Source organism: Nostoc sp. C052 (genome assembly GCF_013393905.1).
In the GTDB taxonomy this organism is placed as follows: domain Bacteria; phylum Cyanobacteriota; class Cyanobacteriia; order Cyanobacteriales; family Nostocaceae; genus Nostoc.
Genome location: NZ_CP040272.1, coordinates 7,730,105 through 7,755,623 on the forward strand (window position 1 = coordinate 7,730,105; position 25,519 = coordinate 7,755,623).

A 25,519-nucleotide genomic window follows, 5' to 3' on the forward strand; every position below is an offset into this window, starting at 1 on the left:
CACGCAAACGTCCTCGCTATCTCTAAAAACGTCACCATAGAAAGCATGACGATTACAGACGATCTCCAAAAGTTATTAGACATTTTGCCCCAAGACCTGCGACAAGTACTAGAGAGTCATCCCAAACGAGATAGTTTAGTAGAAGTAGTCTTGGATTTGGGTCGTCGCCCAGAGGCTCGCTTTCCTAATCAAGCTGAGTATTTGAGCGAAGTACCCGTTACTCAAGAACAGATAGATGATTGCATTCAACGAGTCGGAACCTTTGGCGGAGATAATCGGGCAGGAATTGAGCAAACTTTGCATCGGATCAGTGCCATCCGCAACCGCACGGGTAAGATTATTGGCTTAACCTGTCGCGTTGGTCGGGCGATATTCGGAACCATTGGCATGATCCGCGATTTGGTAGAAACTGGTAAATCGATTCTCATGCTGGGGCGTCCAGGCGTGGGCAAAACTACCGCCTTACGGGAAATCGCCCGTGTTTTGGCAGACGATCTAAATAAGCGAGTGGTAATTATTGACACCTCCAACGAAATCGCTGGGGATGGTGATGTTGCTCACCCCGCCATTGGTCGCGCTCGGCGGATGCAGGTAGCTCATCCAAATCAACAGCATCAGGTGATGATTGAGGCAGTGGAAAACCACATGCCAGAAGTCATTGTCATTGATGAAATTGGCACGGAACTGGAAGCTTTAGCGGCTCGTACCATTGCGGAACGAGGTGTACAGTTGGTAGGTACTGCTCACGGGAATCAGATCGAAAATCTGATTAAAAACCCCACCCTGGCTGATTTAGTTGGGGGTATCCAAGCTGTGACGCTGGGAGACGATGAAGCTAGACGGCGAGGCTCTCAAAAGACTGTTTTGGAGCGGAAAGCCCCGCCTACCTTTGAAATTGCTGTGGAAATGTTGGAACGCCAACGCTGGACAGTACACGAAAGTGTTGCTGACACCGTAGATAATCTGTTGCGGGGTCGTCAGCCGACTCCACAAACGAGAACCGTTGATGACCAGGGCAAAATTGGTGTTACCCGCCAGCTAGCTGTTGTCAATGGTCGCGGTGGCCAGCTAGGGACAGTGGAAGAATCTTTCCCGCCAGCACGACCCTCTAATGGTTGGCGTTCGTCTGGACAAATGGTAGCACTGCCACAATTGCCTGTAGAGCGGGTAACTGGGCGCAGTGAGTTTGACCGTTTGCTGGATGAATCCTTCAATTATTCTGAAAGCATTGATTTGGATGCTGCTACTAGACACCCAGGGCCCAATGGTGAAGATTTGCCATTGCACGTTTACCCTTATGGCGTTAGCCGTCACCAATTGGAGCAGGTGATTAGCGTGCTAACTTTGCCCGTGGTATTGACAAAAGATATAGATAGTGCTGATGCAATTTTAGCACTGCGATCGCACGTCAAAAACCACGCCAAATTACGCCAAATGGCCAAAGCGCGTCATGTACCCATCCACATGATCAAGTCCAGCACCATTCCCCAAATTACCCGTGGTTTGCGGCGGTTGCTGAACATCGACGATCCAGAAATGGCCGATGATCTAGAACTGCAACTGTTTTTGCACAATGGTAGCGATGATGAGATGGATGCCTTGGAAGAAGCTAGACTTGCTGTTGAGCAAATTGTGATTCCAAAAGGACAGCCAGTGGAGTTATTGCCGCGTTCCCCGCAAGTCCGCAAAATGCAACATGAGTTGGTAGAACATTATCGCCTCAAGTCGCATAGTTTTGGTGAAGAACCAAATAGAAGATTGCGGATTTATCCGGCGTAACTTTACCCCTAACCCAATACTGCGTAGGTTTTGCATTTTTAACTCGGAATTGGGTTTTGAGAAAAGGTTAAAGGGTAAAGGTTTTTTTCTTTCCCCTTTCCCTTTTCCCCTTAACCGACAAGTATTGACCCTTAACCCCTCTTCGCAGTGCAAAGAGGGGTTAGGAAACGAACCGCATACTCCTAAATTTAAACGCAGAGGAACACAGAGGTAAACGCAGAGGAGCGACAAAGTAAGGCTATTTAATCGCACATAATATTACTCAAATTGTACAAGCGATCGCCCCGATACAATAATGAAACCTACGGAATCAAGCCTGAGTAGTGGCTGACGAATTCCCTCTAGAATTGCTGCATTTAAAGCGGTTTCTATCTTCACTTCTTCAGCTAGTGCCTGATCCCAATTTTGCTGGTTCAGACGCAGGCGTAATTGTTCTACTCGATTGCTTAATTTCTTTTCGGCAACGTTAGCACAACTTTGGCATAATTCAATAAAATCGGGACGATTGGCAAGTAATTCTGAAGAAGTGTTACGCACTTGATAGCAGAAATTTTGCCATTTACTAGGGTCAACAAAATCGTCAATAATTCCTAAGCGCTCTTTTGCTAGATTGTAATCTCGTCCTTGATTATTGTTTTTATCTTTATATGGACGTTGCAGGATACTTAAGAGTGCTTTATCTTCAACAACGCGTATTGGCTCTTTGCGACCATCAACATAGATAGTTTCTATAATTGGTGGAAATAAAGCATCAACGCGTCTCTGCAAGTTTTTGAATTGAGAATTATCTAGTTTGTAATCGATTAAAACTTGTTTGACATTTTTTAAATTTGTCTCGACTACATAATTGCATTGGAAACCGAACCACTCTTTTCCTTCTTTAGCATCCCAAGATGTATCAGTGCGCCACATTGCAAAGGCTTCACCTCGGTCATCCCAGTTTATATAATTCAAGAGTGCTTCAACAAATCCTTCGCCAACTCGAAAGAGCTTAATACCAGCATTCTGGTTTGCTACTCTACGATTATAAGTACCAAATTGGTCTAGATAACTCTCAGCAAAGCGATTTTTTAACTCATTTATGGGAACTAAGGTACGCGTTGTTGGTTGATAACGTCGCATATCTGATGAATCTGGGTTATTCATTCCCCTGAATCCCAGCGCGTCACAAATCCAGCCTTCAATTGCTCGCTTAATTTCTAAATGGCAAGCATCGTAATTATCTAAATCTTGAAAATACTGGGTTGCAATTTCATCATTAGCGTCAATTTCATCGAGAGTATTTTGTTCGCTAATTTTGACTATTTCCGCTGCAATTTGCGCTTGAATTGGTGAAACCATCTCTAACAATCCAGCCGCACCTGATTGAAATAAAACTGTTTCTAATTCTGCAAGTTTCTCATCCACATAAAATTGCAGACTGGCGATTGATTGTTGGAAAATACCAAATCCATCCTTTAAGACTTTATACCAAGCATTGTGGGAGCTATCTTCCAAATAAGGGCCAATCAAGGCACTAGATTGAATGCCAATTTTGCTGCCAATGCGGTCAAGTCTGCCAATTCTCTGCTCTAATTGATTAGGCGACCAAGGTAGGTCAAAATGAATTAACCAATCGGCAAACTGGAGGTTACGCCCTTCTTCTCCAGAGCGATCGCATACTAGAATAAAGCAGTTTGGGTTATTCTTAAACCTATTTAAGCCTTCCTCAACCTTGTCTGGTGATTCTCCAAATTGATGGCTGGCTACTGTCTCTGCACCAAAGGTATCAGATAAATACCGGACAATTTCGCCACAAGTTTGCACAAAACTGGTAAATACAACAAATTTGGGCAGAATATCGCCAGTAATTGGTCTTTTGATTCTCTGCTGGATTCTGGTGATGAATTCGTTTTGATTCTTGCGAACGTTTGCAGGGATTTTGAAGTAAGTACCTAGCTGATTCAGCAGTACTGTTTTTAAATTTTCCGTCCGTTGTCCGTCCTCTTGAGGTTGACGAATAATTTTTAGTAAGGATTGCAGAATTTCTTCTTCCCCTGAGAATTTTGGGGTTGTAGTTAAGATGCGAATATCATCTTCTTTAAACTCTTGGATGAGTTTAGCATGAGGTTTAGCAGTTAACCGGGCGGTAATTACCTGCTCTAAAATGCCTAACCAAGTGCCAGCAGCGAGAAATAACAGCAGAAAAATTCGCTGATATTGCTTTTCTTGAGGGGCAACACTCCGCCATTGATTGAGGAGTTCGTGGATATCAAGCGATCGCTCGTCTAAATCATACTCTTCTTTGGGCGTGAAGTTGCGGTCAAATATCACATCTTCCACCGCCGCGCGACGGTTGCGAAGCATTCGCCGGTGTAGTCGATAGGTATCGCTGACATGGACGCGAATCGCTTGGACGATTTGCTCTTGCTCAGTAGAATTTGCTTGTAAACAATTTTCTAAATCATCTGCTAGCTTCAGCAAATACTTATCTTCAGCGAAGAGGTCTCGTAGTTGCTGCAAGTTGCTTTTGAGAACCTCTGGTTCTGCATCTTCTTTAAAAGAAAGCAGAACTTTACCAATTTGCTGACGGCTTTCAACTTTGGTACGGAAACCTGCTAAATCACCCAGTTTATAGGTTGTTGGGTCAAGCAAGTGCAACATGGCTAAAAAATCTTGCTCATGATTCAGAACCGGAGTTGCAGATAATAAAAGTAAGCGATCGCTTTTATGAGCAAGTTCTTTGCAAGTCTGAAAACGCTGGCGAACTGCTGCATCCTTAGAGGTCGCCATTGCTGCAATATGATGAGCTTCATCTAAAATTAAGCAGCCTATCTTCGCTTTCAGGTTGATTTTATGGATGTCTTCAACCGCCAGTACCGCTACCCGTTTGCCAAAATGGGAGATGTAAAACTTGTTTTCTAACTCAGTCCGCCATTGTTTGAGCAAATATTGCGGAACTATCACTACCGCACCTCTTTTCGGCTCATCCAGAAGGAATTGACGGAGAATCGCACCTGCTTCGATGGTTTTTCCGAGTCCCACCTCGTCTGCTAACAAGTAGCGTTGAATTGGGTCTTCTAGTACCCGCCTAACTACTTCAACTTGGTGAGGATAAAGATTGATATTTGCCGAAATTAGTCCTGTCATCCCCCGACTCACAGCGCGTTGCTGAATCAAAGATTTCACGAAAGCCAATCTTTTGTCATGGAAGTAGGGGGTTTCGTGACCCTTCATCGCTAGAGTTTCGATGGGATTTGTGTTGGGTAAATTGCAGCGAACGTAAATGTCTTCAACAGAAGCGATCGCCGTTTTCTTATCTGGTAAATCTATTTGATACCTTTCTTCATCTTCATCCCAGATGAAAACTCTGCCAACGATCCATTTTTCCTGGGTTGGGAACTTGATGTAGCATCTAGCTTGGGGTTCAAGCTGGACTTCAGAGAGCGAACTTAAAGGTAACGTTTTTTGGAGACGTTGCCCTATAGAGCAGAAATACTCAACGATCGCATTAGTATCAGATATTTCCGTAACTTTTCCGATACCCAAAGAGTTATTCTGGGACTGTACCAATAAACCAAGCTTAATCATAGATCCAGTCCCCTGAACACACTAAAAGAACCTTCCAGACTAGTTTTTGAGCCTATATCTGGTAGTTTTGTCGATCAACATTATAGATAATAAACTGGCATTACAGTTTTTGTTATGGCGATCGCGATGCTTTTACGAAGATACAAATACTGACTCGAACTCAGCAAATTTGTATTTTTACCTAAAATTGCTGATTTTTAAGTATAAATTCATCTTCCCCTTGTTCGACTCAGCAACCTTCAAGATCGGCATATCAATTCGCAACCAAGTACAACATTTCATTAATTCATCGCGAATCAACTTTAGCAAAACTCTGCGTACCTCTGCGTTTACCTCTGTGTTCCTCTGCGTTTAAAAAGGGCATTTAAACTAGACAAAATACTTGAGGTTGTATTTTATTTAATATCGGCTGATATGTAGTGCAACAGATTCACACTTTACCTTGATAACGCCACGATACAATTAAAGTAATGTAGTTTTATTCACGATGAAGAAAATCAGAGACAACACAATTAAGTTAAATCAATTTTTAAAGTTGATGGGTATAGTACCAACTGGAGGACAAGCCAAGCTGATGATTCAAGGTGGCGATGTCCAAGTAAACGGTATGCTAGAAACCCGACGAGGACGGCGATTAGTACCAGGCGATAAAGTAACAATCCAAGGACAGACTTTAGAGGTGAATTTGAACAATAATGAAGACCAAGACGTAGTAATCGATTTTCCCGAACAAACCGAGTAAAAAATTTTTATCCCAGATTTCAAAGTTCCTCTTTTGCCTTGTGAGTAATGCTACAAATTTCCAACAAAGTTATTATCCCACAGACTGATATTGAAATTACTGCGATTCGCTCGCAAGGAGCAGGAGGCCAAAATGTTAACAAAGTTTCCACTGCAATTCACTTGCGCTTTGATATTGTGGCTTCATCATTACCCGATTATTATAAACAACAGCTTTTAAAGCTCAACGATCGACGCATCACCCAAGAAGGAGTCATCGTTATTAAAGCCCAAGAACATCGAAGCCAAGAGAACAATCGCGAGTCAGCGTTGAGACGACTTCAAGAACTCATTCAAAGTGCAGTTGTAGTCACGATAAAACGTAAACCCACCAAACCAACCCGCAGTTCTCAAAGAAAGCGCCTTGACCATAAAATTAAGCGCGGACAGGTTAAATCTAACAGAGGGCGAGTGACAGATGGTTGATTTATCGATTATTCCTAGAAAACTTGATGAATAAAAAAAGATGAATAAGACATTACTAAAACTTTTGATATTTGGGCTTTTAATCTTGCTTATCATTTCTCCCTTTGCAGCCCTTGCAAGTTTAATGCTTGTAATATTATTTGCAGCATTTTTCTCTTTACTAGGGGACGTATTTCAAGCAATTATTGGTGGCGACACGAACCCGAAAAAGTCATAAAAGTAAAATTCAAAATGAAGATGGGGATTTACACGAAAGGATCGTTTTCAAGGTGCGATCGCTTTACCATAGACAATTTACAATCTGTCACAGCAGAAATTGACATATATAATTTCTTCTCGGTCAAACAAAAATTAAATAATTATAATATCGATTACCTATGAGGTTGTATAGGGACTTCCAAATAAAAAATATCCATTTAACTCTTGTGGGGTGGGCGTCTCGCCCGCCATATTATGGACTGGGCGGGCAGGATGCCCACCCCACAATATTGGATAATTTATTTCTTGGAGTTCCCATAGAATAAGTTGGTTAAGCAATTTATCTTACAAAGCATGATTTTGTGCAGTTTCACAAAGAATTAATATGATTATTCATAGTATTTATACAAATTTAATCTCAAAATATGTATCTATATTAATGAAAAATATCTCTTTCTTTTGGCATAATATTATTTGAACAATTCCCTATTTTATAAAAACACCTAAAATTAATTCATACAAAGATTAATAATTATATTTGATGAAGTCTAATAAAAAAGCCATATACAAGGCACTTTCAACCTAGTTAAGAGTTCCCTATTCCCTATTCCCTGCTGCAAGTGGTAACTTCAATCACAGCCTGAACACTTTTTTATAGTCAACTTTAAGCAGAATATATAGATGCGGATAATTCGACATATCAACTACAAAAGGTACTAACCATGAGTTCCCGCGCACTGCTGTTAGTAAATCGTCATGCCCGCCAAGGGCAAAAGGGTCTGTCGGAAGCGATTGAATATCTGAAGACACTCGACTTTGATTTAATTGAAGAGTCTACAGAAGATCCCAAACATCTTGCTGAAGTTATACTTCGCTATCAGTATCAAGTTGACTTGGTGATTATTGGCGGAGGAGATGGCACTCTAAATGCTGCCGTAGATGCTTTAGTTGATACTCAGTTGCCTTTGGGAATTTTACCTCTGGGAACTGCTAACGATTTAGCGAGAACTTTGGGAATCCCGAATTCCCTCAACGAAGCTTGCAAAATTATTGCATATAAAAATTTACACCGCATCGACTTAGGTTGTGTGAATGGCAAGCATTTTTTTAACGTTGCCAGCCTGGGATTGAGTGTAAAAATTACTCAACGACTTACCAAAGAAGTCAAACGCCGTTGGGGAATATTTGCTTATGCTGCCACTGCATTGCAAGTAATTTGGGAAGCAAGACCTTTTACAGCAGAGATTGCGATTAACGGTGAATCAGTTCGCGTCAAAACAGTGCAAATTGCTGTGGGTAACGGCCGCTATTACGGTGGTGGTATGACCGTGGCTGATGATGCTGCAATAGACGATCAAAGGCTAGACCTTTATAGCTTGGAGATTGAACACTGGTGGCAGATAATATTATTACTACCTGCAATGCGACAAGGGCAACATATACATTGGCAGAGTGTACGCTCTCTTCAAGGTCAAGAAATAGAGGTACGTACTCGTAAACCGCGCCCTATCAATACAGATGGTGAAATTACTACTTACACACCTGCTCATTTTCGGGTTATACCTAAAGCTATAGCTGTTTTAGTACCCCCACAAATCAGGAGTTAAGAGTATTCTCCCTCATCTCCCTATCTCCCTGCTAGAAAGTGGGAACTCGCATCAATTCACGCCAAATGCATCTGAGATTTTCTCAAGATATAAAGTCCCTATTGCAACGCCTAGCTGAACAACCGCTAACTCTAGGTGATATTTTGGCAGAAACCTCAGAACGAGGCTTCAGCCTGGTAATTACGTTATTAGTTTTGCCATTTTTATTTCCTATGCCACCGGGATTAACTGGCCCTTTTGGTGGTGCTTGTTTACTATTATCAGGGCAAATGGTTTTAGGGAGGCGATCGCCTTGGCTACCAAAAAGAATCGCTAACTACAAATTTCCTCGTCCCTTCGCGCAGTTGCTTTTGCAAAATTTGGGGCGTCTTACCAAAGTTTTACAGAAAATTGCCCGTCCCCGATTAGCAAAAATAGCGCATAATCCTTTGATTTGGCGAATTAATGGGTTTTGTATCTCTTTATTAACAGTATTACTAATATTACCAATTCCGTTTACAAATCCCATCCCCACTATAGGTATTTTACTTTTGACTGTTGCCACCATTGAATCTGACGGTTTATTAATTTGCATCAGCTATGGCATTACTGCCTTGATTAGCTTGCTGTTTGGATTTATTGGTTATGCAGTCTGGTTAGCTCCTAGTTTACTACCCTCTATATTTAAATAATAAAAGCCCCCAGCTTTTGGCTGAGGGCTGTAATTTATTAGGGTGCATCTACCATTTATTAATCCGCTTTCATTATTGCCATATCCGGGAATATTTAACTAGCATCCAAAGTTTTTTCTTCCAGTATGAAAAAATATCAACAATAAAAAAGCCTTCAACTAAAAGCTGAGGGCTGTAATTTATTAAGGTGCATCTACCATTTATTAATCCGCTTTCATTATTGCCATATCCGGGAAAATTAGACTTACGACAAAATTATTTCCCGAATTAAAAATATATGAGTAATAAAACAGGAGTCAGAATACAGAATGGGCTACGCCCCGCTGCGTTAACAGAATTCAGAAAACTCTACCCATAAAGGGATAGAGTTTTCAGGCAAGAATATTTTAATTTTTTCGCCCATTATTCCACTTGCTTTTAACCAATATTCATCAGCCACTCGTACAGAATTCAGTATGAATTCTGACTCCTGAGTTATGAATTCTTCTTATAAAAAAAGCCCCCAACTAAAAGCTGAGGACTGTGATTTAATTAAGGTGCATCTACTATTTATATATCCGCTTTAGTCATTGCTGCATCAGGAAGAATTGAAAAAATAAATGGCTATAGAATTGATGTCTTTCGCTACAGCAGTAGTACTAAGCTCAATGAAGAGCATCTACGGTATTTGACTAGATAATCATTGACTAGCTTCACAGTAATTTTACAAATATCCCAAATTACCTCTGGATACACAAAGTTTCTGTTAATATCTCTAATAGGATATCCGCAATAGTACGAATATAGTTTATTAGTTGGGTATATGACTATAAAAGTTAGAGACACCCAACTTGATGATGCGATCGCAATTTTTATTAGCCCTTGCTAGTCTTAGTATTGTCGGGGGAAGCTTTTTTATGAGAACAACTTTTAGCAGTACTAGTGAGCCTAAAATCATTACTGATGTCTCACGCTATAAAGAAATTCGTAATCAACTATGGTCTGATAATGACCAAGTAAAACACTTTCCTAATGAGATTCCCTCTGATGCCAAAAACGTTCGCATTGCTTACTCTCCCGAAATTTTGCAGGGAAATAGCTTTTTTCAAATTAGGCTAAAAGAGCCACCAAACAAAATTGAAAAATTACTTTCACAATATAGAAGTAGTGCCAAGCAAAAATATAGGGGTGGTAACACAAATGACCACATCAATCAGCCTAACGGTGTGCCGACAACTTTTTTTTACACCAGTGACTCGCCTACAGAATCTTTCCCATCTACTTATGAAATATTGGTATTAAATACAGATGACAAAGGTAGACCTGGTTTCAAGTGGAATCATGGAGATAGCTACGGCGTGGCTATTAATAGTTCTGCCTCAGAAATTATTTATTGGTCTGAAAAATGGTAATTAGAAATTCAAAATGACTTTGAATCGCCATGAAAAATCATTAAAATCATTATTGAGAACATCCAACTTTATAAAAAATTCAGTTTACCCAAGTAAGGAAACCCTTAACGCTCGATTACTTGCTACCACTGATACTAATACTAAGAGACTAGCTCAACTTTCCGCTAAATTACCATTTAAATCTTAAAAAATCCTTAATTCCTAATCCCCAGTTCCCAATTCCAAGGTTTCTTTTATCCATTAGCAAAGATGCTCTTGAGCGTAATTGTATAAGAAGCAAAAAAGGTGAGATGATTCTGTTATACAGGAACTCATGTAACTGGTACAGTTAACAGTGTTATGTTAAATTACCAATAAGTTAAGCGAGAGAGGCGTGCAAAATGAAAAATTTAGTAAAGAATCTCCTTGATGAACGCACAAAATCAATTATTAGATCATCCGATCTATATCAAGCTTTACATAATAAAGTGCATTCAGGTAAGCTAGCTGTTGCAGGTAAAAGGCTTGATATTTGTGCTAATGAAATTGCTATCTATCTACTTCAGTCTGGTAAAGGAAAATATGTATTGCGTGACAAAATTTGTCTTGAAATTGGAAGTGGGTGGTTACTGACTCATTCGTTAGTATTTTACCTTCTTGGAGCCAAAAAGATTTATGCAACTGATGTTTACCCATTATTACAACCCGACAACATTTTCAAAGCTGTATGTAAGTCTGTAGATTGGAGTATCTTAGATAGTCTATCTACATTTGAAGATCGCGAGATTATTCGCTTACGTTTAAATAAACTACTTTCATTAAAAAATTTATCCGTAGAAGCCTTAAAAGATTTGGGCATAGAATACATTGCTCCCATTGATTTATCTCAACAACTACCTGGCAAAGAAAAAATAGATTTTGTATTTTCCAAATCTGTATTGGAGCATGTGCCAGTTGATGATGTTGTGCCACTTTTAGAAAATCTTGTAAGTAGCCTCTCCGAAGATGGTTTTATGTTTCATCTTATTCATTTACTGGATCACAAAAATATAAATGAAAGACCATTTGATTTCTTTGTTTACCAACATGAAGCCTATTCGAGAGACTTACAATCCAGGTGGGGAAATCGAATTCGACGCAGCCAATGGAAGCAGATATTTTCTAACCTCAAGCATTTAGACTCTAAATTTGTATTTGAGTGGTCGTGCAAGGATGGAAAATTACCTGAAAAAATAGACTCGTCCATTCAATATATAGATGAAGAAGATTTAAGAATATCCCATATTGGTGTATTTGGAGAATTCACATCGCTTCCGAAAATCAAATCTTAGGTAAGGATAAGTTTTGAATAGAGGAAGCAGACCCTCACTTCACATCTGATATCATTTTTTTGTGAAGTTGCGCTAAACCCTTTTAACTTCTTTCTTTTTTATGTTTTTTTCTACGAGATACTGCGCGTCGCTTGCTTCGACCTAGTAGTATGCGGTAGCCTGCGGCAAATCGCTCCAAGTTTACGTTTTTTTTGTACTTAAATATAGTTTAGCGCATCTTTATACAAAATTGGTATGAGTATTACTTTTACACTTTTGGGTATATCACTTTGGGTAGTTAAAACTTATAGTCAGCATAGGTAAGATTTATAAGTGATTAAAACCTATCTGAATATGTAGAATGCCCACTGCTTTAATTACCGGTGCCTCTAGTGGTATTGGTAAAGCCTTTGCTCAAGAACTAGCTGCACGCAAAACAAATCTTGTACTCGTTGCTCGTTCTGAAGAGAAATTAACCCAATTAGCTAAACAATTACAAGAACAACACAACATTCAAGTAGAGGTTATAGTCAAAGACCTCACAGAACCTAATGCCGCTGCTAGTGTATTTAATACTACCAAAGTAAAGGAATTAACTATTGACTTGTTAATCAACAATGCTGGTTTTGGTTACTATGGCGACTTTGCCGAAGTGGATGGAGAAAAACAAGTCAAAATCGTACAATTAAACATTTTGGCATTGGTAGATTTAACCCATAAATTTCTACCTTTGATGCGGCAACGTCGTTCTGGAAGCATTATTAATGTATCTTCTATTACGGCTTTTCAACCGATACCATATCTTTCTGTTTATGCTGCCAGTAAAGCTTTTATTCTCAGCTTTAGTGAAGCACTATGGGCAGAAAATTATCAATATGGTGTCCGTATTTTAGTCACTTGTCCAGGGCCAATAGAAACAAACTTTTTTGCAGAAGCTAATTTCCCTCCAGGACTGGCAAGTAGTACAGATAAAGTATATTCTTCTGAAAAAGTGGTCTGGGAATCTTTAGAGGCTTTAGAAAAAGGCTATCCGACTGTTATTAGTTCTGATACTAACACTCAAATTAGAAGCAAATTATCTCGGCTTGTGCCGCGCAAACTTCTGCTGAATATGTTAGCAAAACACTTTAAAGTTTAAGTATTTAGAATTTAGGATTTAGGAGTTAGGAGTTAAAGAAAGTGATAAATTTAAAATTCCTAACTTTTAACTTTTAACTTTTAACTCCTCTTTTATTAGATGTATCTTGTTAATTGAACTCGATAACGATCTTTTTTTGTCACGGCGATTTCCCCAACTTCTAAACGCCCTTTAGAGCGGATGGCGATTAAGTCGCCTGATTTGACTTGAGAACTAGCTTGGGTAACTTCCTTCCAATTGACGCGGACATCACCAGCATCAATGAAATCAACCATTTTGCTGCGGGACATGCCAAAACCAGCAGATGCGATCGCATCTAATCGCAAAGAAGCTTCCACAGTAGTTAATTCTTTTTTCTTGGGTTCCCGAACCCTTAATTCAGTTATCTCAATCCGCTGAGTTTTCACAGGAACCGATCGCACCTGTTTCAAACTCATTTCCAAAAATTCCACCAACTCTGGTGCAACAATCGCCTGGGCCCCTCGTTCTCCTAAAACAATTACATCTCCCGTCTTTTCACGAACAATTCCTGTCCCCAACATTGCGCCTAAAAAGTCGCGGTGAGAAGCGGTATCAAACAGGAAATTACCAGCGATTTCTACAACCGCAAAGCTGACTTGAGATTGATCTAAAGGAAGTTCCGAACGAGCGATCGCTATTCTTTGGCGTTCAGCTTGCGGATATCCACCCCACGCTATCAATTGCACTTCTGTTAATCGGTTAAACACCCGTTGAATTTCCACCAATTCTGGGGGAGATAGAAAATCTGTCAAAACCACTTCCCAAGTTTTGATTGCTTGTTCTGCTTGGTCGATTACACGAGCTACACTATCTCGATTTTCAACACCTTTTAAAAGTTCTTCTCGTGGCAACATTCTTAAAAATTATGAGTTATGAATTGAGAATTAATCTGCTATAACTATCTTGATTCTAACTTTCTCAAGCAATTATTGACGCGGCATTTTATCTAGTCTAAAAATCTCTCATGCTTTTCTTTTGATAGTTCCAGCACCAGCATCTCTATCAATACTACTCGGGTTTTGCATTTTGAACTCAGAATTTGGTTTGGGGAAAAGGTTAAAGGGGAAGGGTTAAAGGTTTTTTCTTTCCCTTTTCCCCAAAACCCGACAAATATTGGCATCTCTATTGATGGGACAGACTACTTGGCTAGGAAAAAATGAGGGCATCGGTAACTTGTCAAGTTGCCAATACCCTCACGTAGATAAACTAAGTTTTTGCAGTAGTCTATAAGTCTAAGTCACTGCCTGAGCAACTACTTCCGAAAGTGAATCCTTTGCTGCTTGCTTCAACAATTCGGCTTTATCGGTCTGTTCCCAAGGCAAGTCTAAATCAGCCCGCCCAAAATGACCGTAAGCCGCGACGTCCTGATAAAAACGTCCGCCTCGTTCACTTGGTAAGTTGCGTAAGTTGAAAGTATGGATAATCCCTGCGGGACGGAGTTCAAAGTGCTTGTTGATTAATTCCAGTAAGGTTTCTTCATCCACTTTGCCAGTACCAAAGGTATCCACTAGGATACTTGTTGGTCGGGCTACGCCAATCGCATAGGATAGCTGGATTTCAACTTTGTCTGCTAACCCGGCGGCGACAATATTTTTTGCCACATAGCGAGCTGCATAAGCAGCAGAACGGTCTACCTTCGTGGGGTCTTTACCAGAAAAAGCGCCACCACCATGTCGTGAATAACCACCATAGGTATCAACGATTATTTTTCGTCCTGTCAGACCAGAATCTCCTTGAGGGCCACCAACGACAAATTTGCCAGTGGGGTTGACTAAAAAACGTGTCTGATCGTTAGGCTTAATGTCAATATCGCCAAAAACAGGTTCGACCACTGCTGACCAGAGGTCTTGTTTAATTTTGGCTTGTACAGCCGCCTCATCTGTGATTTCCCCAATAGTGGCTGCATGTTGGGTGGAAATCAGAATAGTATCAATACCTACTGGGCGTCCATCTTCGTAAGCTACAGTTACTTGGGTTTTGCCGTCAGGACGCAGGTATGGCAATTCACCAGTTTTGCGGACTGCTGCCAATCGACGAGCAATGCGGTGCGCGAGACTGATGGGCAATGGTGTCAGTTCTGGTGTTTCGTTGCTAGCAAAACCGAACATTATACCTTGATCGCCTGCACCAATTTTGTCAAATTGTTCCTCACTATCTTGCTCGCGGGTTTCGTGGGCGGTGTTAACGCCTTGAGCAATATCAGGTGATTGTTCGTCTAAAGCTACCAAAACACTGGTGCTATTGGCAGAAAAGCCATTATCGGCATTTGTATAGCCAATTTCGGCAATTTTTTTGCGGGCGAGATTGACGAAATTCACATTGGCTTTGGTGGTTATTTCACCAGTGATTAGCACCAAACCAGTGTTAACTACTACTTCAGCAGCAACACGGCTACTGGGGTCTTGTGTCAATAAGGCATCCAGAATGGTATCAGAAATCTGATCGCAAATTTTATCTGGATGACCTTCGGTGACTGACTCGGAGGTAAATAAATATCGACGAGACAAAGGAAATTCCTCCATCGAGAGTTTTTTCGTTGACTAAATGTGAGTATTTAGTTCAACTACTAATTTATGAAATCATAACAATATTTATACTTCAGTCGTTAGTATCTTTTTGATATTGATAAAAACCACTAACCATAGGGTAAATATCCGTAAATAATATAAATATATGGTGATTATTTTTTAGGAAAAATGTATTTAATAACACAAAAAAAAGGGGACACCCGGAAGTGTCCCCACAAGCTTTGACACAAACACTGCTGCTTTAAACCTGAACCGCTAACTTTGCTTCCGTAGCTGTCAAACGCTCATAGGCAGCACGCATCTTCAAACCTGTAAGCACTTGAAAGAAACCAGTACCATTATTGGAACCTGGATACTCGCGGTGCTGGAGTAACAAGTGAGTCAATTCACCCTGATATTTGGTGGATGTATTGCTGAGATGGGTTTCGATGTAAATTACTTCTTCTAAGTTGTCAAATTGACCATCTACCTCTAGTACTGAGACATAGCGGCCGTAGTAAACATCTGAACCGTAGTACAACTGCATACCAGGGTAAGAACAGGTCAGCTTGCGTCCACAGGGAGTCCAATTAATTGTTGACCCTTCATCAAATAGATAGGTTGGATCGAAGCCTTCCTTACCTTCCCGCTGGAGCATACGTACCCTTAAGACTCTACGCTCGGTGTCGTTTTTGATCAAGTTTGTGGGTAATACTTGGAGAACTACATCGGCAAATTCTCTTTGTGGTTCGATAAACTTTTCAAAGTCAGGTTTGCGGGAATTGATTTGCGCTAAAACATCTTCGTAGCGATGACCGCGTTCAGCCATATCTCGCTGGATTTTCCAGGCAATTTTGACTTCATCACTAATGTCAAAATAAACACTGAAGTCGATTAGCGATCGCACCCGCTCATCATATAAAGGATGCAATCCTTCAACAACTATAATGTGATTCGGCTCTACCCGCTCTGGCGGGTCAATCAAGCCAGTTTCGTGGTTGTAAATCGGCTTATTAATAGCTTGACCACTTTTGAGCGCTTTAATTTGCTCATACATCAAGTCAAAATTGTTTGCCCTGGGGTCTAGTGCCGTTATCCCTGTTTCTTTGCGCTGTTTACGATCCAGGGAGTGATAATCATCCAAGCAGATGACTGTCATTAAATCTTCACCAAACAAATCTATCAAACGACGCAAAAACGTAGATTTACCGCATCCAGAGTCTCCGGCTACTCCAATCAGTACCACGCGTTCCGGCTTACTTGTCATAAATCTCCTCTAAAATACTAAAGTTGTGTCAATAATTGTTCACACAGCAGATTTTGAAGCCAGGAGTTTACCTCTTTTGGTTTATCCTGCGTTCTTGCTACCTAGCACATCTATAAGACACCAAACGCGTAGACAACAAAGTAATAAGTTGCTACTCGCCGGACTAGCCTGAATGTTGGTGCCGGTAAGTATTTAATCCTAGTGGTATATTTGATTTTAACAGAAGGAGGTATCCCATACAAGATTTGCCTTCAAGAAGAATTAACGTGATTTATCAATGATTTTGTTGATTTAGTTGTTAATTTAAAAATGGGGATCGCCATCGCCGTAAGTGTTGCAGCGCTGTCATTCTGCTACTTGTTACTCTATCTAATCAAGTAGATAAGGTATAATTTACTCTGGCAGCGAGTTTTTTGATCTTCCTAAATTGTAATTCCGGCTTGACAATGCTTGAGCTATTCAAAGCCAAAATCTATCCAACGAATGAGTCAACAACTTGCATCAGTCAATTTATTGCCTGTAAATTTATGGATATGCTCAAATAGAAGTGTCGGTGTTATGGCAAAGTACTGATAGAGGTTGACAGATTTTTCACATCAAGTGAAACTAATTATAGTTGCTTAAATCATAGTGATGTCTGTAGTGATATTTGTCCTATCCATGTAGTTATCCATAGAAGGGTTATGAATTATAGCTAAACAATATTCTGGTAGAGTAGTAAATTTAGAGAAGTAAAATCAATCGGGAGAAGACCTTCCGGGATTTGAATTTTTAGATTTAAACTCTTGAAATAAGCAAGCACAACGGCAACTTTTGGAGGTAAGTAAACAGAGTGGTAGCTTTTACTAATTAAAGCATCTCTCCAGCAATATCTACTATTGTAAGTTACTCGTTGAGTAGTAAGGTAAAAAGCTATCTCCCTAAGGGGGGTGGTAGTTAACGAAAAAAAGATTAAATTGACTCATTATTAACATTCTCCACAAGACTTATCCTTTACCTTAGAAGGTGAACAGGTGTGTTTTTTGCTATGCCTGCATGTCTTTGGTGAGTGTACTTAGCAAGGCATTAATTTAATGATGCCGTTTTTCCTTCCTTCTCCAGTTTTGTGAAACGAAAATCCGGTAAACTAAAGCTGGCAAGGTAGGGGAATAGTTTTTTTTTGAAAAACGGTTAAGTAAATTATCGGAGTGGTAGAACGAATGTACAATCAAGGTGCTGTTGAGGGTGCTGCCAACACAGAATTAGGTAGCCGCATCTTCCTTTATGAAGTAGTGGGTTTGCGTCAGAGTGAAGAAACTGATCAAACTAACTACCCAATTCGGAAAAGTGGCAGTGTGTTCATCAGAGTGCCTTACAACCGCATGAATCAAGAAATGCGACGTATCACTCGTCTAGGCGGCACAATTGTTAGCATCCAGCCTGTAACTGCTTTAGAACCAGTTAATGGTAAAGCCTCATTTGGGAATGCTACAAGCGTTGTCAGCGAGTTAGCTACATCTGGGGAAACTGCTGACAATGAAGGGAATGGTAAAGCCACACCTGTAAATGCTCATAGTGAAACCAAAGGTTTCGCTAAACCACCAGCTGAAGAACAGCTTAAGAACAAGGACAAGAAAGGCAACACCATGACTCAAGCGAAAGCCAAAAAAGACCACGGTGACGTTCCTGTTAACACTTATCGTCCCAATGCTCCGTTTATTGGCAAGGTAATATCTAATGAACCGCTAGTTAAAGAAGGCGGTATTGGTATTGTTCAACACCTCAAATTTGACCTTTCCGCCGGGGATTTGAAGTATATAGAAGGTCAAAGTATTGGGATTATTCCACCAGGATTAGATAAGAACGGCAAGCCAGAAAAACTTAGACTCTATTCCATCGCCTCAACTCGTCATGGCGATGATGTGGATGATAAAACAGTATCACTATGCGTCCGCCAATTAGAGTACAAGCACCCGGAAACTGGCGAAACAGTCTACGGTGTTTGCTCTACGCACCTGTGTTTCCTCAAGCCAGGGGAAGAGGTAAAAATTACTGGGCCTGTGGGTAAGGAAATGTTGTTACCCGAAGATCCCGAAGCTAATGTCATCATGTTGGCAACTGGAACGGGTATTGCGCCAATGCGGGCTTATCTATGGCGTCAGTTTAAAGATGCGGAAAGAGCAGCTAACCCAGAATACCAATTTAAAGGATTCTCTTGGCTAATATTTGGCGTGCCCACAACTCCAAACCTTTTATATAAGGAAGAATTGGAAGAAATTCAACAAAAATATCCTGATAACTTCCGCCTGACTGCTGCCATCAGCCGCGAACAAAAAAATCCCCAAGGCGGTAGAATGTACATCCAAGACCGCGTAGCGGAACATGCAGATGAGTTGTGGCAATTGATTAAAAATGAAAAAACCCACACCTACATCTGCGGTTTGCGGGGTATGGAAGAAGGTATTGATGCAGCCTTAACAACTGCTGCTGCTAAAGAAGGCGTGACCTGGAGTGATTACCAGAAGCAACTCAAGAAAGCCCATCGCTGGCACGTAGAAACCTACTAAGTGCTGAGTGCTGAGTCTGAGTGCTGAGTTTTGAGTTCTAAGTTATGAAGTAGAAACTTATTAAGTGCTGAGTTCTAAGTTATGAAGTAGTAGGGTGGGCAATGCTCACCCTACAATTGTTTTGTTATGAATATTGTAAATAGCTGAGGCGAGAGTTCTCAGTTCTGAAGAGTAGAGTATTAAATAGTACTTGTTACTACTCAGCACTTAGCACTCAGCACGGGCTAAACGCCCCGCTACCGCTAACAGCACTAAAAAATAAATTGGGTGCAAAATTTGTGGGTGTGAAACTAGGAATACTGGGATTAGGCACCGTGGGAACGGGAACAGTGCAGTTGTTGCAAGATAGTGCTGGGCGTCATCCATTGTTGCAAGAGATAGAAATTTATCGGGTGGGAGTGCGATCGCTAGATAAGCCCCGTGGAGTAGAATTGTCTACGGAAGTCTTAACTACAGATTTAGATTCTATTGTCAACGATCCAGCGGTAGATATAGTTGTCGAGGTGATGGGCGGACTAGAGCCGGCGCGATCGCTCATTCTCAAAGCTTTAAGTAATGGCAAACACGTAGTTACAGCTAATAAAGCTGCGATCGCCCGCTTTGGGGCGGAAATTTTCACAACAGCCAATCAAGCCGGCGTTTACGTCATGCTAGAAGCTGCTGTGGGTGGTGGTATTCCGGTGATTCAACCCCTAAAGCAGTCTTTAAGCGTTAACCGCATTCACACTATCACAGGTATCGTTAACGGTACAACGAACTACATCCTGACGCGGATGCAAACAGAAGGCAGCAACTTCAGCGATGTCTTAGCTGATGCCCAGCGTTTGGGTTACGCTGAGGCTGACCCCACAGCTGATGTCGATGGTTTAGACGCAGGTGATAAAATTGCTATCCTGGCATCATTAGGCTTTGGTGGACGCATCAACTTACAAGATGTTTATACTGAAGGGATTCGGCAAGTCAGTAAGACAGATATTGCCTATGCTGAAAAATTGGGATTTGTGATTAAATTATTAGCGATCGCTAAACGTGATACTCCCTCATCTCCCCTTTCTGTCAGAGTTCATCCTACTTTAGTGCCCAAAACCCACCCTTTGGCTAGCATCAACGGCGTTTACAACGCCATTCTTGTCGAAGGAGAACCCATCGGGCAAGTAATGTTTTTTGGCCCTGGTGCTGGTGCTGGTGCAACCGCCAGTGCCGTCACATCAGATATTTTGAATTTAGTTGCTGTCCTTAAAACTAATACAGCAGTTGCAAATCCATTATTAGCTTGTGGACATCAAGAATATTGCCAAATTGCGCCGATGGCAGAATTGATAACTCGGTTTTATGCCCGTTTCCTTACCAATGACCAGCCTGGAGTTATCGGGAAATTAGGGACTTGCTTTGGTAATTATGGCGTTAGCTTAGAGTCAATTGTCCAAACTGGCTTTCAAGGGGAACTTGCAGAGATTGTGGTTGTTACTCATGATGTGCGGGAAGGCAATTTTAGGCAAGCTTTGGCAGAAATTCGGGATTTGTCAGCGATCGAAAGCATTCCTAGCTTACTACGTGTACTTTAAGATTAGTCGGGAGTGAAGCTCGTCAACTTGCTTTGCTCCAATTTTTAATTACCCTGAAGGATTACAATCTCCATCTTATACAGACCAAGCTGCGAGTGAAACTTGGTTAACTAAGCAAGCTAAACTAAGAACAACCCTTACTCCTGCAAAGGTAGTCTTATGACCTCTGCAACTGACCCATCCACCGCCCTCACCCCGTTCCCCGACCATACGCAGCTACCAGAGTCAGATGGTACATTTGTGTTCGCGGAGCGTGCCGAAGGCAAAAATTGGCAAGAGCATCCCCAAAGCATTTTACTTACTGACTCGATTACACCTATCCTTAAAAAATTACATCCTGAAGGTGAATATTGTATAGGACAGGACTTAGGTATTTACTGGCGTTTGACAGATCCGCCAGAACGAGGCGCAGAAGCACCAGATTGGTTTTATGTAGGAAATGTACCGCCCTTGCTCGATGGACAAACGCGGAGGTCTTATGTACTATGGCGAGAATTTATTGCCCCCTTAATTGCCTTAGAATTTGTTTCTGGGGATGGTAGTGAAGAACGAGACAAAACACCTTTTCAAGGGAAATTTTGGATTTATGAGCAAGTAATCCATCCGGCTTTTTATGGCATTTATGAAGTGAATAAAGCCAGTGTAGAAGTTTATAAATTAATTGGTGGACAATATCAGTTATTAGCAGCAAATGAACGCGGACATTATCCGATTACCCGCTTGGGAGTTGAGTTAGGTATTTGGCAAGGAGTTTATCAAAATGCGGAATTACCTTGGCTACGCTGGTGGGATTTGCAGGGTAATTTGTTGTTGACTGGTGATGAAAGAGCCGAGCGCTTCGCTTGACTGCCCAATTGCGATCGCTTGGCGTTGAACCAGAGGTTTAATATTTATGGACTGTGGGTTACAGGTGCGTAGACGCGTAGTACCTTGTCGTTAGACATTGCTGTGACTTTACCAGAGGCGATCGCGCCAATTTGTGATTTGCCTGGGGAAGGTAAACAAGTAATAGACTAGGTACGTAGAGGCGCGAATTTTTGCGCCTTTATGATTTGTGGAGATAGTAGGATTGAAGTACACCAGTTAAACAGCAGCATTTGCTGATGTAGTACCACTAAACATCAACAATAACATTAATAATAAGGAGTAAGCGCCGTGGTAAATTTGAATAATTATAACGCAGAATTAGCTGATGAAGAAACTTTAGATGAAGAAGACAATGATGAAGAACAATATGAAAAAGTAACTTTTCAATACGACCCAGAAAAAATCAATATCGCTACAAGGGAGCCAACCATTGAGCAATTACTCAGAAGAATTGACGAAGAAGCCCTTGATTTAGCACCTGATTTTCAACGACAAGCCAATATATGGACTTTAGAAGCAAAAAGTAAATTAATTGAATCTATTTTGATTAGAATACCATTACCTGCTTTTTATATTGATGCTACAAATGAAGAGACAGATGAAGATAAATGGGTAGTTGTAGATGGATTACAAAGATTGTCAGCCTTAAAGCAATTTGTAATTGATAAAAGTGATAAGAGACTTAAATTAGTTGGATTAGAATATCTAAAAGACTTAAATAACAAAAATTATGATGAATTAGAACGAAGATATCAACGTCGTATTTTAGAAACTCAAGTTACAGTATATTTAATTGAAAAAGGTACGCCTTTGGAAGTCAAATATAATATATTTAAACGTATTAATACGGGAGGTGTACCTCTTTCCAATCAAGAATTGCGTCATGCTTTGAATCCTGGGCCAGCTATAAAATTGGTGGCAAAACTAGCTTCTTTCTCAGAGTTTAAACGTGTTGTTAATCTCAGTGACTCAAAGAAAAAAAGAATGGATGATAGAGAGTTTGTACTAGGATTTCTTGCTTTTTATCTAATTTCTTATAAAGAATATCAAGAGGAAACTCGAGATTCTTTCCTTAGTAAAGCTTTGTCGAAAATAAATAGTCTTTCCAATGAGGAAATAATCAAAATAGAAGAAAATTTCAAAAAAGCGATGATTGCAGCTTTTGATATTTTTAATAATAACGCTTTTCGTAAAATTTCTAATAAAAACAAAAGAAAGTTTCCGCTTAACAAATCTTTATTTGAAGTTTGGTCTGTAAATCTTGGAAGACTAAATATAGAAAATATTCAAATTTTAAAAGATAGAAAACGAAAGCTCATTGATACTTTTGTTAGATATGTAGATAACGATGCAGACTTTCTAGTATCAATCTCTCAAGTAAAAAATAAAATTGAGCATAGATTTGAAACTGTAGAGAAAATTATCCAAGAAGTATTATTATGATTAATTTCATTAATTCTCTAAAACTGACCAATTACAAAGCCTTTGAAAATCAGTTAATCGAATTTAAGCCACTAACTTTACTTTCTGGTCTAAATAGTACGGGAAAATCTTCTGTCTTACAATCGCTACTTTTGCTGCGTCAATCTTATCAACAAGAATTATTGCCAAATGTCGGTTTAGCATTGAATGGTGAATTAGTACACATTGGTACTGCTCAAGATGCATTTTGCGAAAGAGCCAAAGAGGATTATCTTGGTTTCGAGATTATTTGGAATGATAGAAAAAAAGGGATTTGGCGTTTTAGCTATGACCAAATTAAGACAGGTGCAGATGTTTTAAATAATTTAGATTCTAAATTACCAATTGAGAATGTCTATAAATTAAGTCCTTTCAATAGAAGATTTCACTATTTACAGGCTGAACGTCTCGGGCCACGAACATCTTATGATATGTCAGATTATCAAGCAAGGCGACTAGGACAGTTAGGTAGTAAGGGTGAATATACTGCACATTTTTTAGCAATTAATCAAGATAAAGATGTTCTTCAAACTAAACTAAGACATCCGATGGCAAAATCTAACACTCTTAGCAGCCAGGTTGAAGGATGGATGAGAGAAGTTAGTCCTGGTACAAGAATTAAAATTAACTCTAATTCAGATATAGGTTTGATGAGTTTACAATATTTTTATGGGGATAGTAACCCCTATCGTACTACTAATGTCGGATTTGGGATTAGTTACACATTACCGATTATCGTAGCAGTTTTATCATCTTCTCCGGGTACACTAATTATAATTGAAAATCCAGAGGCACATCTACATCCTAAAGGACAAGTCAAGATGGGTGAATTATTATCGCTTGCAGCTAGTTGTGGAATTCAAATAGTAATAGAAACTCATAGTGATCATGTTTTAAATGGTATTCGTCTTGCTGTTCATGGAGGCAAAATTAAGCCTGATGATGTTCAGCTACATTATTTTCAGCGACAAGAAAAAGGAGGACAAACTGTTACAGAAGTAGTATCTCCACATATTGATCGTAATGGCAGAATTGATCGATGGCCTAATGGATTCTTTGATGAGTGGGAAAAAAGCTTGGATGTTTTGTTAGAACCTGCTGGAGAGTAGATTGTGGAGATTGACCTAGTTTTAAATGAACTTTCTCTGCAAAATCCTACCTCTGATAAGCAAACAGCGCGACAATGGATGTCGAACTTCATTAACACTATAAAGGCAGTCAAAGCTCAGGGAGTGAAAGTCTATCTTCGCACTAAAGATAACTTTCATACAACTATACTTGCACCTGACTATCCTTTACGTCGTTGGCTTAATGATAGGGAAGTAGATCAAGTTGAACAAGGTTTTATTAGAAATTTAGCAACAGGAAGTCCTTTCTCAACTAATATTGCAAATTCAGATATTCAAGAGATTGAAAATAATGCTGGCTTGTCTGAATTTTGGCATCAGGGAGAAGCTGCAATTGGACTTGGTATTGCTTATATGCTTGATGCGATCGCAGTTAGTTTGCTTTTTGAAGAATGCTGGGATTTAAACCACCTAGAACTCGCAGCCAGACGAATGGATGAAGATGGAGAGGTAATTGATTACGTTGTAGAGATTATCCATGTTAGTCGTAGCAATCATGTGCAGGAACACGCAGAATGGATACAAAAACGTATTCGTACCGGAGTTATTGACGGTGAGGATCTTTGGAATCGGAGAGAGGAATTATTTCCCAATCTGGAGTTTTGCGAAAACGTCAGCAAACAGATCCAAAACCTTTATTGTAGAACTCCAATGTTCAGGCAGGTTGTAAACAAGTTGTTTGAACTAGAAAACTACTGTAAAACTTGGACAGATGGAGCTTGTGATTTAGACCTGATTCCTAGCAAAGCAACTCCAGAAAGTGACTCTAGACTTCAAAAATTAAAGCCGAAACTAACCTTTAAGTGTCCTGATGATGTACATCGTATCTTCAGTTTGCACTTAAGAATGACTGGTGCAGGGGCTTGGCGGCTTCATTTTTCTGAAGAATTAGGGCCAGATAAAATTATCATTGGGTACATCGGGCCAAAAATCCAATAATCTTAAAGCTTAATTATAAAAAGCGATCGCTTAGGCTTCTCTTTGCATCTACACTTGCTAAACTAATTTCAAATCTTGAATAAAAGAAGCGAAAAAACAACCATAGAATTATGGCTCAAATCTTAGTTGAAAATTTAGATCCTATTATTCTACAAAAGCTAGAAACTCTTGCCAAACAACACGGTAGGTCTTTGCAAGAAGAACTAAAACAGATCCTACAACAAGCGGCTGAAAAAGCGACATACCATCACACTGGCGGCGACATGGAAAGAACCAGAGAAGCTGTGGCACGCGCTCAAGTTAGATATACAGGAAAAATTTTCAGTGATAGTACTGAACTCATTCGCGAAGATAGAGAACGGTGAGTCAG

19 protein-coding genes and 1 pseudogene are annotated in these 25,519 nt (G+C 40.1%); 16 read left to right on the top strand and 4 right to left on the bottom strand.

Annotated features, from left to right (window positions below; genetic code table 11):
- Positions 1 to 45: 45 nt before the first annotated feature.
- Positions 46 to 1,779 (top strand): R3H domain-containing nucleic acid-binding protein, encoded by a 1,734-nt coding sequence (locus FD723_RS31780; RefSeq protein WP_179069354.1) that lies wholly within the window; start codon positions 46 to 48, stop codon positions 1,777 to 1,779.
- Positions 1,780 to 2,037: 258 nt separating this feature from the next.
- Here FD723_RS31780 and dpdE read toward each other — a convergent pair whose 3' ends face one another.
- Positions 2,038 to 5,349: a protein DpdE gene (dpdE, locus tag FD723_RS31785; protein WP_179068895.1), complete on the bottom strand. Its 3,312-nt coding sequence runs from the start codon at positions 5,347 to 5,349 to the stop codon at positions 2,038 to 2,040.
- Positions 5,350 to 5,836: 487 nt separating this feature from the next.
- On the opposite strand from dpdE, the gene FD723_RS31790 reads away from it, so the two are divergent.
- The 8 genes from FD723_RS31790 (at position 5,837) to FD723_RS31825 (ending at position 12,849) form a co-directional block, all read left to right on the top strand.
- Positions 5,837 to 6,091, top strand: coding sequence for an RNA-binding S4 domain-containing protein (locus tag FD723_RS31790; RefSeq protein ID WP_179068896.1), 255 nt, complete (start codon positions 5,837 to 5,839; stop codon positions 6,089 to 6,091).
- A gap of 47 nt (positions 6,092 to 6,138) precedes the next feature.
- Positions 6,139 to 6,555: an alternative ribosome rescue aminoacyl-tRNA hydrolase ArfB gene (gene arfB / locus FD723_RS31795; protein WP_179068897.1), complete on the top strand. Its 417-nt coding sequence runs from the start codon at positions 6,139 to 6,141 to the stop codon at positions 6,553 to 6,555.
- Positions 6,556 to 6,595: 40 nt separating this feature from the next.
- Positions 6,596 to 6,772 (top strand): hypothetical protein, encoded by a 177-nt coding sequence (locus FD723_RS31800; RefSeq protein WP_179068898.1) that lies wholly within the window; start codon positions 6,596 to 6,598, stop codon positions 6,770 to 6,772.
- Between the two features lie 703 nt (positions 6,773 to 7,475).
- Positions 7,476 to 8,360: a lipid kinase gene (locus tag FD723_RS31805; protein WP_179068899.1), complete on the top strand. Its 885-nt coding sequence runs from the start codon at positions 7,476 to 7,478 to the stop codon at positions 8,358 to 8,360.
- Positions 8,361 to 8,425: 65 nt separating this feature from the next.
- Positions 8,426 to 9,031, top strand: coding sequence for an exopolysaccharide biosynthesis protein (locus FD723_RS31810; RefSeq protein WP_179068900.1), 606 nt, complete (start codon positions 8,426 to 8,428; stop codon positions 9,029 to 9,031).
- 833 nt (positions 9,032 to 9,864) lie between these two features.
- Positions 9,865 to 10,422 (top strand): hypothetical protein, encoded by a 558-nt coding sequence (locus tag FD723_RS31815; RefSeq protein ID WP_179068901.1) that lies wholly within the window; start codon positions 9,865 to 9,867, stop codon positions 10,420 to 10,422.
- 380 nt (positions 10,423 to 10,802) lie between these two features.
- On the top strand, positions 10,803 to 11,732 hold the full coding sequence (locus FD723_RS31820) for a hypothetical protein (RefSeq protein ID WP_179068902.1): 930 nt from the start codon (positions 10,803 to 10,805) through the stop codon (positions 11,730 to 11,732).
- A 340-nt stretch (positions 11,733 to 12,072) separates the two neighbouring features.
- The gene (locus FD723_RS31825) at positions 12,073 to 12,849 is read left to right on the top strand and encodes an SDR family oxidoreductase (RefSeq protein WP_179068903.1); all 777 of its coding nucleotides are present in this window, start codon (positions 12,073 to 12,075) and stop codon (positions 12,847 to 12,849) included.
- Positions 12,850 to 12,944: 95 nt separating this feature from the next.
- Here the strand turns inward: FD723_RS31825 and FD723_RS31830 are convergent, their stop codons facing one another.
- The 3 genes from FD723_RS31830 to FD723_RS31840 all read right to left on the bottom strand — a co-directional run bounded on the left by FD723_RS31830 (position 12,945) and on the right by FD723_RS31840 (position 16,644).
- Entirely contained in the window at positions 12,945 to 13,724 is a 780-nt protein-coding gene (locus tag FD723_RS31830; protein ID WP_179068904.1) for a photosystem II S4 domain protein, read from the bottom strand.
- A gap of 378 nt (positions 13,725 to 14,102) precedes the next feature.
- Entirely contained in the window at positions 14,103 to 15,377 is a 1,275-nt protein-coding gene (gene metK, locus FD723_RS31835; RefSeq protein WP_179068905.1) for a methionine adenosyltransferase, read from the bottom strand.
- A gap of 262 nt (positions 15,378 to 15,639) precedes the next feature.
- Complete coding sequence (locus FD723_RS31840; RefSeq protein ID WP_179068906.1) at positions 15,640 to 16,644, bottom strand: phosphoribulokinase; 1,005 nt, start codon at positions 16,642 to 16,644, stop codon at positions 15,640 to 15,642.
- 1,199 nt (positions 16,645 to 17,843) lie between these two features.
- On the opposite strand from FD723_RS31840, the gene petH reads away from it, so the two are divergent.
- The 7 genes and pseudogenes from petH to FD723_RS31875 all read left to right on the top strand — a co-directional run bounded on the left by petH (position 17,844) and on the right by FD723_RS31875 (position 25,514).
- A complete protein-coding gene (gene petH / locus FD723_RS31845) occupies positions 17,844 to 19,190 on the top strand; it encodes a ferredoxin--NADP reductase (RefSeq protein ID WP_179069355.1) in 1,347 nt (448 codons plus the stop codon).
- A 278-nt stretch (positions 19,191 to 19,468) separates the two neighbouring features.
- Entirely contained in the window at positions 19,469 to 20,755 is a 1,287-nt protein-coding gene (locus tag FD723_RS31850) for a homoserine dehydrogenase (RefSeq protein ID WP_179069356.1), read from the top strand.
- 159 nt (positions 20,756 to 20,914) lie between these two features.
- Positions 20,915 to 21,642, top strand: a pseudogene (locus FD723_RS31855) (Uma2 family endonuclease).
- 268 nt (positions 21,643 to 21,910) lie between these two features.
- Positions 21,911 to 23,065 carry a DUF262 domain-containing protein gene (locus FD723_RS31860; RefSeq protein WP_179068908.1) on the top strand — a complete coding sequence of 385 codons (1,155 nt, stop codon included), beginning with the start codon at positions 21,911 to 21,913 and terminating at the stop codon, positions 23,063 to 23,065.
- Positions 23,062 to 24,192 carry a DUF3696 domain-containing protein gene (locus FD723_RS31865; protein ID WP_179068909.1) on the top strand — a complete coding sequence of 377 codons (1,131 nt, stop codon included), beginning with the start codon at positions 23,062 to 23,064 and terminating at the stop codon, positions 24,190 to 24,192. Before FD723_RS31860 ends, FD723_RS31865 begins: the two co-directional genes overlap by 4 nt.
- Positions 24,193 to 24,195: 3 nt before the next feature.
- Positions 24,196 to 25,149, top strand: coding sequence for a hypothetical protein (locus tag FD723_RS31870; protein WP_179068910.1), 954 nt, complete (start codon positions 24,196 to 24,198; stop codon positions 25,147 to 25,149).
- Between the two features lie 110 nt (positions 25,150 to 25,259).
- Entirely contained in the window at positions 25,260 to 25,514 is a 255-nt protein-coding gene (locus FD723_RS31875; protein ID WP_179068911.1) for a hypothetical protein, read from the top strand.
- Positions 25,515 to 25,519 lie beyond the last annotated feature (5 nt).